The sequence below is a fragment of the Halobacillus halophilus DSM 2266 genome (assembly GCF_000284515.1).
Lineage (GTDB): Bacteria > Bacillota > Bacilli > Bacillales > Halobacillaceae > Halobacillus > Halobacillus halophilus.
This window is the reverse complement of sequence record NC_017668.1, coordinates 176358-189662: the sequence shown is the minus strand read 5'-3', so window position 1 is coordinate 189662 and position 13305 is coordinate 176358. Positions and strand designations below refer to the sequence as shown.

The window sequence follows — 13305 nt, the reverse complement described above, 5'->3', positions numbered from 1 at the left end:
TTCGTATGCTGAATTGCAGGCCAGGTGGCATGAATACACAAGCTCCTTTAAAATAAAAGCAAGAGGAAACGATTCAATCCATTCTGAAGGAGTTTTAACATGGCTGAAAATCAAAGAAAACTGCCTTTATATATACAAATTAAAAATAAAATGATCCACAACGTGAAAGATGGAGTATGGAAGCCAGGGGATGCGATCCCTTCTGAAAGTCAATTGATTGAGATGTACAACGTAAGCCGAACTACGATTCGGCAATCGATACGGGAACTCGTTCAGAACGGGGTGTTGGAAACCCGGAGAGGATCTCCCGCGAGAGTACGCACGATTCCTCCGGAAGAAGGAGTGAATCCCGGCGTCCTCCATCATGAAAAAGGGACCCACTTCTCTATAAAAGTAATCCGTTCCGGTAAAGCTTCTCATGCGCTCCACGCCCGGAATTCCCTGGAGCTCACTGAAGAGGAAGAGATGTTTCTGATTGAAAGAATCCGATTAGCTGATGGAAAACCAATCGCATTTCAACAATTGTTTCTTCCCTATTCTATCGGTAAAACCATTGAAAATGATATAGATACGTCCTTCGATATCTTCCCGAAGTTAGGAGAACAAGGAATTTATTATACGAATATTCAAGAAGATGTATCTGCATCTAATGCCACCTCGTTTGAAGCTGATGTATTAGGGGTCAGCCCCGGAGAAGCTCTCATTGATATTGAACGGACAACAACGGGCAGCGGGTTGAAGCCTATCGAATACAGCCGCACGAAATACCTTCCTTCCGGCTTTAATTATAAGGTAGAAATTGGAAGTTAAGCCTCCTCACTACCTATTGCAATAAGTTATATCTTATTGTAATATGTTAGTTAATACACAAACGTGAATGAGGAGGAATTACTATCTCTAAACTGACGAGTAACCGACATGATAAAACTCAGATCGATCTTGTCCGTATGCGCCAATACAGGCTGGGCCGTGTTCGTGACCAGCTAAAAGCGCTGGGATACGGCGGTATCGTCATTTTTGACCCGGTGAACTTGCGTTATGCAACAGGCAGCAGGAACATGCAGGTATTTATGCTGAGAAACCCAGGCCGCTATGTATTCATCCCAACAGAGGGACCTATCACACTGTTCGATTTCCCTAATTGTGAACATCTGTCAGAAGGACTCGAAACCATTGATGAAGTTAGACCAGCCATCACTCTATCTTATGTAGCCTCTGGTGAGAACCTTTATGATAATGCGAAAGAATGGGCAAAAGAAATTGCTGATTTGATGGCTCAGCATGCAGGTTCTAACAAGAAACTTGCTGTCGATTATATCCCTTCTGTAGGGGCTGTGGAGCTTGCCAAACAAGGAATCGACGTCCGCGATGGGCAGGAACCAATTGAGCATGCCCGAAGTATTAAAAACAAGCAGGAAATCGAAGCGATGAAAATTTCTGTTCGTACAGCAGAAGAAGGTATGATCCGCATGCAGCAGGCTCTGGAACCAGGAATTACAGAAAATGAACTCTGGTCTTATCTACATCAGGTAAACATCGCTCAAGGTGGAGACTATGTGGAAACACGGCTTCTAAACTCTGGAAATCGTACAAATCCATGGTTCCAGGAATGCAGTGATAAGGTGATTAACGAAGGAGAACTTGTTGCTTTTGATACGGATATGAATGGTCCTTTCGGTTTTTTCACCGATATCAGCCGAACATTTTTGTGCGGGGATTCGGAGCCTTCGAACGAGCAGAAACGCCTGTATCAGACCGCTTATGAGCAGATCCAGTATAATATTGACTTATTAAAACCAGGCATGACCTTCCGGGAGTACGCTGAAAAAAGCTGGCAGATTCCGGATGAGTTCTTCCCGAATCGTTACTTTACTGTAGCTCATGGTACCGGCTTAAGCGGAGAATACCCTTATATTGTTTATCCGCAGGACTTCGAAGAAAAAGGATATGATGGGGTCATTCAAGAAAATATGGTGCTTTCTGTAGAAAGTTATATTGGCTCACCTGGTGGCAAAGAAGGAGTCAAATTAGAGGAACAGCTTCTCGTAACGAAAGATGGCGTAGAAAATTTCTCTGACTTTCCTTTTGAGCATCGTCTACTCAAATAATTTTTCACCTAAAAGCCTCAACCTCCCTTTGATTTGGGAAGTTGAGGCTTTTATTGATTGTTCTAATCATTATCCAAGTTGCTTATTACAGATAAGCTTTCATTACTTGAAGACTCAGTTTCGAGCTATTTAAAGAGAGGATAGGTCCTCCGGGGGACAATTCGCTTTCCGTGGGAATGCGCGGAGCCTCCTCAGGCTTTGCCTTCCGGGGTCTCCCCTGTCATTTTCATCCCACAGGAGTCTTCATCGTCCCCCTCCGGACCTAGCCGAATTAGAAACTCGAAACCACTTCACACACCGTTTCTTGATGTGAAAAAAAGCATGTGATGATGAACTCATTTTCATGCTAGAACGATGTGAAAGTTTGTCGTAGAAGCATTTAGGACCTATTTAGGAGGAGAGCATTCTCTCTTGAAAAGGGTCCACTATTCTTCCGTGGCTGGGTTGGTGGGGAAATGATGAGACTCCCGTGGGAGAAGGGACTAGGTGAGATCCCGCAGGGAGTGAAACGAGCGAGGAAGCTCACCGTTCCCCCATAGGAAAGCGAGTTACTTCCCCACCAATCCTCCACCAATTAACGTAACGGACCCGAGTTATCTCGAAACTGAGTCTTCAACTAACCGGGCCGTTAATGGAATAACCTGCCGAGGTAATTTAACCACACCGTTTAATACATCCATTAAAAACCACCCTTTACTGTTTACAAGTAAAAGGTGGTTTTTTGGTTTTATGATAGGTTTTGACTCCAATCAATGACGGCTTCTCCTTCAAGGAAACGCTCAGAGTCCATAGCAGCCATACAACCTGTACCTGCTGCCGTAACTGCCTGCCTGTATTTCTGATCCTGTACATCGCCGCACGCAAATACGCCAGGAATATTTGTATCGGTTGTACCAGGCTCTACCAGAAGATAACCTTTATCATCCATATCCAGCTTACCTTTTAAGAATTCGGTATTTGGATTGTGTCCAATGGCTACGAAAATTCCGTCTGTTTCAATTACTTCCTCTTCCTCTGTTTCATTGTCTTTCACTTTCAAACCTGTAATCTTCATACCATCTGAAACCATTTCCACCGGGGTTTTATTAAGAGCCCACGTGATTTTTTCATTGTTTTTCGCTCGTTCCTGCATAATCTTGGACGCTCGCAATTCATTACGGCGATGCACGACTTGCACTTCACTTGCGAACTTGGTTAAGAAAGTAGCCTCTTCCATTGAGGAATCGCCACCCCCAACGATGACCACTTTTTTATTACGGAAAAAGAAACCATCACACGTAGCACAGGTGCTTACACCTTTTCCGATGTTTTCCTTCTCTCCCGGTATGCCAAGCAGCTTAGCAGACGCCCCTGTGGATATGATCAGCGTTTGCGTCTCGAGCTCTCCTAAACCATCTACATTCAGTGTGAAAGGGCGCTGATCGACATTGACATCCGTGACCCAACCTCGTTTAAAAGTAGCTCCAAAACGTTCGGCCTGCTTCTTCATATTATCCATTAGTTCAGGTCCCATGATTCCATCCGGAAATCCAGGGAAATTCTCTACTTCTGTCGTTAGCGTAAGCTGCCCGCCTGGTTCAGGGCCTTCAATAACCAGGGGTTCCATATTCGCTCTAGCTAAGTACACAGCAGCTGTTAATCCTGCTGGTCCGGTTCCTAATATAATTGATTTATAAGCCATAGTGAATCCTCCTTACAATATATTATCCGCTCTTAGTGGTATAACCTGTTTTGGTCATCCTCATTCACTTTTTAGATCCTTGTTTCATCGTATGCAGCCATTTTGGTCAATTTGCAAGTTGTTAAAATGAAAGGAGTTTAAACAGAACTTTTTTTAATCCTGATTCAGCTCTTGCCAAAGCCTGCCTATTTAGACCATACCCGCTCCATTAAAATTTTTAACAACCCTTTTGTGGAATTCCAGAAATTCTTACGATACGATCTTGATCCTAATATTTTATGTAAACCTTACTCCCTGGGCTGATGAAGAGACTAAATAGTAGAAGAATCATATGATATAGCACATGCAGTCATACGCACGGTTTAGCTTTTATAGAGCAGGAGGAAGTAAAATGAAACGCTATAAACGCCCCTATCTTTCAGGCTTATGTTTATTCCCGGGATATAAATACTGCGGGCCGGGATGCAGCGGACCGGGGGCGCCGGTCAACGCGGTAGATGCTGCCTGCAAGGCTCACGATGAATGTTATAGGTATTACAGGAATTACTGTGAATGTGACATAGCTTTTATTCGCCAATTAGAGCAACTGCAGAACCCTTATACAATTGAAGGTCGTCATGCAAGAATGATGTATAAATACATGAAAATGCAGCGTCTTTTCACCTGCGCGTTTTAAATCTCCTAAAAAAGGCAGCTGAGTAGTAATACTCAACTGCCTTTTGTTTATTAATGCGTATTTTATTCTACTGTAACACTCTTAGCTAAGTTACGAGGCTTATCAACATCGCAATCACGGTGAAGCGCGGCGTAATAAGAAATTAGCTGCAGAGGAATTACAGAGACAAGCGGTGTAAGAAGGTGATGGACATAAGGAATAACAAATGCATCTCCTTCTTTATCCAGACCCTTCATACTTATAATCAAGCTGTTTGCCCCACGAGCTTCTACCTCTTGGACATTACCACGGATAGAGTAATTCACATTTTCCTGAGTGGCAAGGGCTATGACAGGGGTGCCATCCTCAATTAGCGCGATGGTTCCGTGCTTCAATTCACCGCCAGCAAAACCTTCCGCTTGAATATAAGATATCTCTTTTAATTTCAAAGAACCTTCAAGCCCTACATAATGATCCACACTGCGGCCGATAAAGAAGCAGTTGCGGGTGGTCGGAAGGTATTCGCGAGCCAACTCTTCCAGTTCTTCCTTCTGGTCGGTTAAAGCTTCCATAGCGTTGGCAGCAATTCCTAATTCCTGCATCGGATCAAATTCGAGCTCTAGACCCTTAGCACGTGCAGTATCAACAGCAAGGATAGCCAGGACGGCCATTTGTGCTGTATAAGCCTTTGTGGATGCAACTGCAATCTCAGGTCCTGCATGCAGGTGCATTGTATAATTTGCTTCCCGGGAAAGGGTGGATCCAGGTACGTTTGTGAGCGTTAACGCTGGATGACCAAGTTCTTTTATCTGGACAAGTACAGAGCGGCTGTCCGCCGTTTCTCCGCTTTGAGAAATAAACAAGAATAAAGGCTTTTCAGAAAGAAGCGGCATGTTATAAGAGAACTCACTGGCCACATGAACTTCTACTGGAATATTCGCTAATTTCTCAATGAATTGTTTTCCAAGAAGTCCCGCGTGGTAACTCGTTCCAGCGGCAATAATATAAATGCGGTCACAATTTTTCATAGCCTGACGAATATCAAGGTCGAGCTTGATTTCATCATTTTCATTTTTATATTCCTGAATGATTTTACGAATAACGAATGGCTGTTCATCAATTTCTTTAAGCATGAAGTGCGGGTAGGTCCCTTTTTCTATATCTGTAGCATCCAGCTCCGCTGTGAATGGTTCACGTGATACAGTAGTACCGTCCAATTTTTGAATTTCTACACTATTCCTTTGAACGATAACCGTTTCTTTATCCATCAGCTCCAAAAATTGATCCGTAACGTGTAAGGCAGCCATAGAATCGCTGGCAACAACATTGAAGTCGTCACCCAGACCAACTAGTAATGGACTTTTATTCTTAGCTACATAAATCGTATCTTGGTTCTCACGATCAATGAGAGCGATAGCATAGGATCCGGATAGTAATTCTACTGCCTTACGAAAAGCAGCTGCTACATCGTCCATTTGCTCATTTAACACTTCGATAAGCTGAACAATGATTTCTGTATCCGTTTCACTCTTCATATTCACATCAGCCAGATACTCATCACGAATATCGATATAGTTTTCGATAACACCATTATGAACAATAGTGAATCGCTCAGAAACACTTTGGTGCGGGTGAGCATTTTCACGGCTCGGCACACCATGGGTTGCCCAGCGAGTGTGACCGATTCCAAGAGTAGCTTTATTACTTTCATCAACAGCTTCTCTCAAGGCAGCAATGCGCCCTTTTACTTTAAATACGTTCACACCGTTATTGTTTAAAGTGGCAATACCCGCAGAGTCATACCCGCGATATTCTAACTTCTCAAGGCCATTCAGTAATATATCTTTCGTATCATCTTGTCCTATATATCCTACAATTCCACACATAAGTTGTTGTCCTCCTCAAATTATGGAGTAAGGGCAACGAATAAGCATCCATATCGATCTATTTCAGGGGCTGATTCGCTGCCCCTCTCCCGTTGCATTTCTGTATTTTTTAATCACTTTGTTCAAAGGATTTGAGCAAAGAGTCGCCTCTTTGGTTTAACCTTTGAACTTCCAGTTGAGTGCGGCAACTGGGAGGCATCCGCCGAACGTTCGATGAACCTCCTCCTCGTCAACTGTGCTGCTGCTTCAGCAAACAGTCCTGGCGCTTTTCAATAAATTTACTTCTTCTCTCCTTTTCTATGCTTGAATACGGCCCTTAACTTGCATTACCAAAACAATACTGCGGTAAACTTATTTTTTTAGGCCAACTTTTATTTTACCTGAACCTTTATTTGCAGGTCAATCTTTATTATGAGGGTCTTGAAAACCACGCTATATAATATGCACAGGATGCACGTCCGTGCACCCTGCGTCTTGTCTTTATTCTTCTTTCATACCCAGTTCTTCTTCTACTACTTGAACTACTTTATTCACGTAGGTTTCACATTGTTCTTCAGTTGGTGCTTCGACCATAATTCGTACAAGCGGTTCAGTACCTGAAGGACGGACCAGCACCCGTCCGCTGTCTCCCATTTCTTCTTCTACTGCCTGAATGGCTTCTTGAACACGAGGATGAGTCTGTACTCTATTTTTATCAATGACTCTTACATTCTTAAGCACTTGTGGAAATTTCTCCATTGCACCGGCAAGCTCTGACAAAGGCTTGCCGGTTTCTTTCATAACATTGACTAGCTGGAGTGCAGAAAGCAGCCCGTCGCCAGTTGTATTATGATCGAGGAAAATAATATGGCCAGATTGTTCACCGCCCAGGTTATAGCCGCCGCGGCGCATTTCTTCCATTACGTAACGGTCGCCCACCGCGGTTTTATCACTTTTCATGCCTTTGGATTCTAACGCCTTATAGAAACCCAGATTACTCATCACCGTTGAAACGACCGTCGAATGAGCAAGCGTGCCATTATCATTCATGTACTGAGCACAAATATACATAATGCGGTCACCATCAACGATATTACCTTTTTCATCCACTGCAATTAAGCGGTCTCCATCTCCGTCAAAAGCAAGACCAATGTCCGCTCTTTTTTCCTTAACCAGTTCCTGCAGTTTTTCAGGATGGGTGGAACCAACACCTTCGTTGATATTCAAGCCATCTGGTGATGCTCCAATAGATGAGATATCAGCTTCTAAATCAGCAAATAAACGAGAAGCAAGTGAAGATGTAGAACCGTGTGCGCAGTCTAATGCGATATGCAGTCCATCAAAATCATAATCCACTGTCTGCTTAAGATGCTGTAAGTATTTTTGTCCACCTTCGAAATAGTCATTAATTTGTCCTAGATCCGAGCCCGATGGACGTGGAAGTGTATCTGTCTCTCCATCAATCAGCTCTTCGATTTCTTGTTCTTGAGCTTCTGTTAATTTGAAACCATCAGGTCCAAAGAACTTGATCCCATTATCCTCTACGGGATTATGAGAAGCAGAAATCATAATTCCCGCTTCTGCCTGAAGAGCTTTCGTCAAAAAAGCTACCCCCGGAGTAGAAATGACTCCCAGGCGCATAACTTCAGCACCAATGGATAACAAACCAGCAGCTAGAGCGCCTTCAAGCATTTCACCGGATATTCGCGTATCACGCCCGATAAGGATTTTAGGCTTCGTAACCTCTTTTGTTAGCACGTAACCACCATATCTGCCGAGTTTAAATGCAAGTTCCGGGGTCAGTTCTTTATTAGCAACCCCACGGACCCCGTCTGTACCAAAATATTTTCCCATAAATAAAACCTCTCTTTCTAAAGTGAAACTGTTTGTTATTTAGCTGGATTTATTGTAATCGCAGGAAAGAACCTTGATTAATCTGTGCTATGATTAAACGATTCCGCGAAAACTTTTATTGTGGGTCATTGTCATTTCAATCTTCCACATCTATTTCAACTTCAAGCTTTTCTGGTTCCACAGAGGTAACCCCGTTTGGAACCGGAATTTCCACTTCCTGGGTCTGGTCTTCCGTAACTTCCGTTATATCTACAGGGATTTCCTCCAGTTTATTGATAACCGCCAGGACATCTTCTGGACCGTACAACGTAACTGTTTCTGTAGAAGTAGTTACTGAATTGACCACCACCCCTTCAGGAGCACCACCTTTTGGTGTAACCTGCACAGGCACTTCTTTTTTCCTTTTGGATAGTGGAACATTTACTATAACCGTTGTAGGATCGACCAGCACGTTCAGTTCGTTGCCTTGCTCATCATATACTTTCACGGGTGCTTCCACATCTTCAAGTGAACTCTGAGCTGATCCAACATCGACTACAGCTTTCACAGATGCCACTCGATCTACCACAGAAGATGATCCCGTAATGGTTGCCATTTCTGGTTGTACCGTTGGTTCTTCTAAAACGAGCTCACTGCCCAGTCTGCTCTCATTCAGGTAATCAACCTTCACTTCGAAATCCTCACTGACTTTTTCTTCAATAGTAACTTCGATTGTTTTAGGTTTGAGAGAAACAGACAGCTGATTCGATATCCCTGAATGCTGAAGAGAAACTTCATGTACTCCAGGACCTAATCCGTTTAAATCTACAAAGACCGTGAAGTTTTTCTGGCGTACTACCGGAGTAACTACACTCGCCTGACCTTCGACTGTTACAGAAACCTCCTGAGGCAATCCACTTACTACATATTCTTCACTGTCAAATCTGATTTCCAGTGGAATATTGTCCATAGTCTCCATATCCGAAGAATTTTCATTAAAGAACAACGAATCAGAGTCCATATTATTATCAACATTGACTGTAATCCATAGTAAACCTGCCAGAATCAAGGAAATAATTCGGATAAACCATACACTTTTCAGCCAATTATCCATTCTTTTTCCCCCTCCAGTTCCAGGTTTTCACTGCAGCGGAGTAATCCAGTTCTGTGCGGAGGATTTCTTCCAGTTTTTCTTGATCCAGGTTTCTATGAAGTTCTCCGTTTTTCGTACATGAAATGGCTCCCGTTTCTTCTGATACCACAATGGTCAATGCATCAGTAACCTCACTGATTCCCATTGCTGCCCGGTGTCTTGTCCCAAGTTCCTTCGATATAAAAGGACTTTCAGACAACGGCAAATAGCAGGCAGCTGCGACAATCTCATCATTTTTAAGTATTACGGCCCCATCATGAAGCGGAGTGTTAGGGATAAATATATTGGTCAATAACTCATTTGAAAGGTGGCCGCCAACGCGAATTCCCGTTTCAACGTAGTCTCCCATTCCCGTGTCCCTTTCAATTGTTATAAGGGCTCCTATACGGCGTTTAGCCATATAATTACATGATTTGATTATAGCCTGTATTGATTTTTCAGTTGTATCCTCTTCGGAGGTGTTTCTACTGAAGAAGCTCCCTCTTCCCAATTGCTCTAACGCACGCCTGAGTTCAGGCTGGAAAAGAATAATAATAGCAAGAAAACCCCATGTAATGGCCTGGGACATTAACCACCTTAACGTGGTAAGTCCAAATAAATTACTCAATAACCATATACCCAGAATAACGAATATACCTTTTAGCAGCTGTACAGCTTTCGTCCCCTGGATTAGCATGATTAATTTATATACAACAAACCAGACAAGGGCGATATCAACCGTAATTAAGAAATAATCTAATACATCAAATCCCCCATCAAGCATGCCTACACTTCCTTTTAATTTTAAAATCAAGCAATTTTTAGAAAAAAATTCACCTATATTATTATATCACACTTCTATTTATCGGAATATGAGAACCATTATTCAATTCAAACGAACAATTTAGTATAAAAAACCAGGGTGTAAAATTCACCCTGGTTTTTACTCCTCCTGATCTGCTTCAAACGAAAAGAGCTCAGAAACTATATGTTTCGTTTGGTACCATACCCACTCATAAATTTGATTGACCTCAGTCAATTCTCCCGTATAGGCACGGAGGGTGGATGAATCTAAATTATTTTCGATATCACCCTTTGGCTTTCCATTTATAATATCTCCATTAATGATGGTAACATCACCATTAATTCTTCCAAGAATTTTCAAATCCCCATTCCGTACGACCAGATCATCGTTAATCGTTACACCTTCAGGTACGATTACGGTATTATCCCTGATTTCCAGGTTTTCTTGTTTAGATACGGTTACATGGTGATCCTGATTCCAAGCGGAAAAAATACCACTGAACATAAGAATGAAAAATACCGCTGCAGCTGTCAAAATTGGATGACGCTGCATGGTTCGAATATAGTTTTTCCGCTTTTTCTCTTTGGGAAGACTGCTCATTACGTTTGCAGTAAAATTACTCGGTGCCGAAGCGGGACCTGTATTTTTTATCAGCGTAATCGAACGCTTTAATTCATGAAAATGGTTTTGACAGGACGGACAGGTTTGCAGATGGTTACGCAGTCGTCTCTCTTCTTCTCTCTTTAGCTCCCCATCCAAATATTTATGCATGAGTGATATAGCCTCTTTTTTGCAATTCATTCCCTCAACTCCTTTACACATGTCGAAGCCTTTTGCGCAATGCTTCCCTGCCGCGGTGCACCCTGGTCTTTACTGTACCTACAGGGATGTCCAGCACTTCTGCTATTTCCTGAAGTGCCAGCTCGTCTAAATAACGTAATACGATGACACTACGGTACTTAGGCGGCAAGGCCAGTATTTCCTTATGGATATAACTCTGAAGTTCAAGGCTTTCTACCTCTTCTTCCGGCAAAGCCTGGTCAGCTGCCAATTGAGAATACATATCCAGTCCATCCGTCCCTCTGACCTCCGCGTCGAGGTGGTAATCCGGTTTCTTTTTACGGATTCGGTCGATTGTCAAATTGGTTGCAATTCTATATAACCAAGTTGAAAATTTCCTTTTCTCATCGAACGTATGGATATTCGTATAAGCACGGATAAAGGCTTCTTGTGCAAGATCTTCAGCTTCATAGGCGTTTCCAATCATACGTAAACAAATATGGTACACTTTGGTCTGGTAAAAAGATACGATATCCTCAAACGCTGATTGGTCTCCTTTTTTCACTTCTTTAATTTTCTGTTTAATCATGGTTTCCATCTGCTATACCTCCGCTTTACTTGCGGTCGATATCCTTTACGGATGACCTCAGTGCTAAGTTTCAAAAATTATATAAAAATATATCTTTTTATAAGTTTAACTTCTATTAGTATGGGTTATAAGAGAGTAAATGTAAAAACTTACATAGGAGGAATGTTACATGGAACAGGAAATATTTTTAATTAATGAAATTGAAATGTGCCGCGAAGAAATGAGCAGAGCAGCAAGAAAGAACTCATTAACATCTAAAGAGGTCCTGCAGATGAGTATTCGTTTGGACGAACTTATGAACGAATATGAAAACCTTAAACAAAAAGAACAGCAACCTGCCTGAGGCAGATTGCTGAAAATAAAAATATTTATTTTAAACTTTCTCCAAATAAAGACCCCATCAAACCGACTGCGACACTTGCGGTCTTATTTTTTTCATCTAAAATCGGGTTAACTTCCACAAACTCCGCAGAAGTAATCATTTCCGACTGATAAAGCATCTCCATAGCTAAATGACTTTCTCGATAGCTTAGTCCACCAATGACAGGTGTACCGACTCCAGGTGCTTCGTGAGGATCCAATCCATCTAGATCAAGACTTAAGTGAACACCATCCGTACGCCCTTTTAAGTATTCTACACTTTCTTCCATTACTTTGGTCATGCCCATACGGTCCACCTCGTGCATGGTATAAACTTTAATTCCATGTTCCTTAATGAGTTCACGCTCACCTTCATCTAATGAACGCGCCCCCACAATGACAACATTTTCAGGCTTAATTTTAGGTTCATAACCATGGATACTTGTAAGCTTCTCATGCCCGATTCCCAGGCTTACAGCTAAAGGCATACCATGAATATTACCGGAAGGTGAACTATCAGCCGTATTTAAATCACCATGCGCGTCATACCAAATAACTCCTAAATTCTCATAATGTTTGGCTATGCCAGCTAAAGTTCCCATAGCTATACTGTGATCTCCGCCCAGTACCAGCGGAAAGCGTCCTTCTTCTACAACTTTATCTACTTCTTTGGCTAAACTTTGGCTTCCTTCAGAAATTTCATTCAAGTTTCTTAAATTATCAAGTTTCTCGCTTCCAGTTTTCGGAGGTAAAGGAATATCAATATCTCCCAAATCTTCTATATCATATTTTAATTTTTCTAAGCGCTCTGTCATACCTGCATATCGAATCGCGCTCGGCCCCATATCGACGCCTCTTCTCATTTGGCCCAAATCCATTGGTACCCCGATAACGGAAATTTGTTTATTCATTTATTTTCCTCCTTTATTCACTACTCTAATTGTATCCTTTTTTTGATAAATGACTCAACTAGACATCTTAGTGTATATATATGCGGCTATAGGCATCATGAAAGAGTGAGTATTGCATGAATACTTACTCAGCGTGCGAATATTGGCAGAAACAGAAAAAAACTGACATCTATTAAAGATGTCAGTTTTGTAATTGATTCATATTCATTAAAGTGGAGCCTAGCGGGATCGAACCGCTGACCTCCTGCGTGCAAAGCAGGCGCTCTCCCAGCTGAGCTAAGGCCCCATATGGAGCGGGAGACGGGATTCGAACCCGCGACCCCCACCTTGGCAAGGTGGTGTTCTACCACTGAACTACTCCCGCATAAGTAGAACGGTCACAAAATGAACGGATTGAAAGAATGAGCCATGAAGGATTCGAACCTTCGACCCTCTGATTAAAAGTCAGATGCTCTACCAACTGAGCTAATGGCTCCCAATGTTAATTAAGATCTCCTTACGAGTTCGAAAGATGCTCGTCGTGTTGCAAGTTTATCCTAAGAAGTCTCACTCCTCGCAAGCCTGCGAAGATGGCCATTCAAGAAGT

12 protein-coding genes and 3 tRNA genes are annotated in these 13305 nt (G+C 42.3%); 4 read left to right on the top strand and 11 right to left on the bottom strand.

Going from position 1 to position 13305, the window contains the following annotated elements; translation table 11 throughout:
- The first annotated feature begins 99 nt into the window (after positions 1-99).
- Positions 100-810, top strand: a complete 711-nt coding sequence (locus HBHAL_RS01075) for a GntR family transcriptional regulator (RefSeq protein WP_014641473.1) — start codon at positions 100-102, stop codon at positions 808-810.
- Between the two features lie 137 nt (positions 811-947).
- Positions 948-2108, top strand: a complete 1161-nt coding sequence (locus tag HBHAL_RS01070) for a M24 family metallopeptidase (protein ID WP_014641472.1) — start codon at positions 948-950, stop codon at positions 2106-2108.
- Between the two features lie 727 nt (positions 2109-2835).
- Here the strand turns inward: HBHAL_RS01070 and trxB are convergent.
- The gene (gene trxB / locus HBHAL_RS01065) at positions 2836-3789 is read right to left on the bottom strand and encodes a thioredoxin-disulfide reductase (protein WP_014641471.1); all 954 of its coding nucleotides are present in this window, start codon (positions 3787-3789) and stop codon (positions 2836-2838) included.
- A gap of 391 nt (positions 3790-4180) precedes the next feature.
- On the opposite strand from trxB, the gene HBHAL_RS01060 reads away from it, so the two are divergent.
- Positions 4181-4465 (top strand): phospholipase A2 family enzyme, encoded by a 285-nt coding sequence (locus HBHAL_RS01060; RefSeq protein WP_041601133.1) that lies wholly within the window; start codon positions 4181-4183, stop codon positions 4463-4465.
- Positions 4466-4527: 62 nt separating this feature from the next.
- On the opposite strand, the gene glmS is transcribed toward HBHAL_RS01060, so the two are convergent.
- The 6 genes from glmS to sigW form a co-directional block, all read right to left on the bottom strand.
- Positions 4528-6330 carry a glutamine--fructose-6-phosphate transaminase (isomerizing) gene (gene glmS, locus HBHAL_RS01055; protein ID WP_014641470.1) on the bottom strand — a complete coding sequence of 601 codons (1803 nt, stop codon included), beginning with the start codon at positions 6328-6330 and terminating at the stop codon, positions 4528-4530.
- A gap of 480 nt (positions 6331-6810) precedes the next feature.
- Positions 6811-8163 carry a phosphoglucosamine mutase gene (glmM, locus tag HBHAL_RS01050; RefSeq protein WP_014641469.1) on the bottom strand — a complete coding sequence of 451 codons (1353 nt, stop codon included), beginning with the start codon at positions 8161-8163 and terminating at the stop codon, positions 6811-6813.
- Between the two features lie 136 nt (positions 8164-8299).
- Complete coding sequence (locus HBHAL_RS01045; RefSeq protein WP_014641468.1) at positions 8300-9256, bottom strand: CdaR family protein; 957 nt, start codon at positions 9254-9256, stop codon at positions 8300-8302.
- Positions 9249-10058: a diadenylate cyclase CdaA gene (cdaA, locus tag HBHAL_RS01040; protein ID WP_014641467.1), complete on the bottom strand. Its 810-nt coding sequence runs from the start codon at positions 10056-10058 to the stop codon at positions 9249-9251. Before cdaA ends, HBHAL_RS01045 begins: the two co-directional genes overlap by 8 nt.
- 159 nt (positions 10059-10217) lie before the next feature.
- The gene (locus HBHAL_RS01035; protein ID WP_014641466.1) at positions 10218-10880 is read right to left on the bottom strand and encodes a zf-HC2 domain-containing protein; all 663 of its coding nucleotides are present in this window, start codon (positions 10878-10880) and stop codon (positions 10218-10220) included.
- A 13-nt stretch (positions 10881-10893) separates the two neighbouring features.
- Positions 10894-11457 (bottom strand): RNA polymerase sigma factor SigW, encoded by a 564-nt coding sequence (gene sigW, locus HBHAL_RS01030; RefSeq protein ID WP_014641465.1) that lies wholly within the window; start codon positions 11455-11457, stop codon positions 10894-10896.
- A 160-nt stretch (positions 11458-11617) separates the two neighbouring features.
- Here sigW and HBHAL_RS20645 point away from each other — a divergent pair, with 160 nt between their 5' ends.
- Entirely contained in the window at positions 11618-11791 is a 174-nt protein-coding gene (locus HBHAL_RS20645; protein ID WP_014641464.1) for an aspartyl-phosphate phosphatase Spo0E family protein, read from the top strand.
- A gap of 25 nt (positions 11792-11816) precedes the next feature.
- Here HBHAL_RS20645 and rocF read toward each other — a convergent pair whose 3' ends face one another.
- The 4 genes from rocF to HBHAL_RS01010 form a co-directional block, all read right to left on the bottom strand.
- The gene (rocF, locus tag HBHAL_RS01025) at positions 11817-12719 is read right to left on the bottom strand and encodes an arginase (protein ID WP_014641463.1); all 903 of its coding nucleotides are present in this window, start codon (positions 12717-12719) and stop codon (positions 11817-11819) included.
- 213 nt (positions 12720-12932) lie between these two features.
- A tRNA-Ala gene (locus HBHAL_RS01020) sits at positions 12933-13005 on the bottom strand.
- Positions 13006-13008: 3 nt separating this feature from the next.
- Positions 13009-13083: transfer RNA gene (locus HBHAL_RS01015), tRNA-Gly, on the bottom strand.
- A gap of 38 nt (positions 13084-13121) precedes the next feature.
- A tRNA-Lys gene (locus HBHAL_RS01010) sits at positions 13122-13194 on the bottom strand.
- Positions 13195-13305 lie beyond the last annotated feature (111 nt).

Excerpts from the sequence above, each read along its gene's own strand:
- HBHAL_RS01075 (WP_014641473.1), top strand. The coding sequence starts at position 100 with ATGGCTGAAAATCAAAGAAAACTGCCTTTATATATACAAATTAAAAAT.
- HBHAL_RS01070 (WP_014641472.1), top strand. The coding sequence starts at position 948 with ATGCGCCAATACAGGCTGGGCCGTGTTCGTGACCAGCTAAAAGCGCTG.
- trxB (WP_014641471.1), bottom strand. The coding sequence starts at position 3,789 with ATGGCTTATAAATCAATTATATTAGGAACCGGACCAGCAGGATTAACA.
- HBHAL_RS01060 (WP_041601133.1), top strand. The coding sequence starts at position 4,181 with ATGAAACGCTATAAACGCCCCTATCTTTCAGGCTTATGTTTATTCCCG.
- glmS (WP_014641470.1), bottom strand. The coding sequence starts at position 6,330 with ATGTGTGGAATTGTAGGATATATAGGACAAGATGATACGAAAGATATA.
- glmM (WP_014641469.1), bottom strand. The coding sequence starts at position 8,163 with ATGGGAAAATATTTTGGTACAGACGGGGTCCGTGGGGTTGCTAATAAA.
- HBHAL_RS01045 (WP_014641468.1), bottom strand. The coding sequence starts at position 9,256 with ATGGATAATTGGCTGAAAAGTGTATGGTTTATCCGAATTATTTCCTTG.
- cdaA (WP_014641467.1), bottom strand. The coding sequence starts at position 10,058 with ATGCTTGATGGGGGATTTGATGTATTAGATTATTTCTTAATTACGGTT.
- HBHAL_RS01035 (WP_014641466.1), bottom strand. The coding sequence starts at position 10,880 with ATGAATTGCAAAAAAGAGGCTATATCACTCATGCATAAATATTTGGAT.
- sigW (WP_014641465.1), bottom strand. The coding sequence starts at position 11,457 with ATGGAAACCATGATTAAACAGAAAATTAAAGAAGTGAAAAAAGGAGAC.
- HBHAL_RS20645 (WP_014641464.1), top strand. The coding sequence starts at position 11,618 with ATGGAACAGGAAATATTTTTAATTAATGAAATTGAAATGTGCCGCGAA.
- rocF (WP_014641463.1), bottom strand. The coding sequence starts at position 12,719 with ATGAATAAACAAATTTCCGTTATCGGGGTACCAATGGATTTGGGCCAA.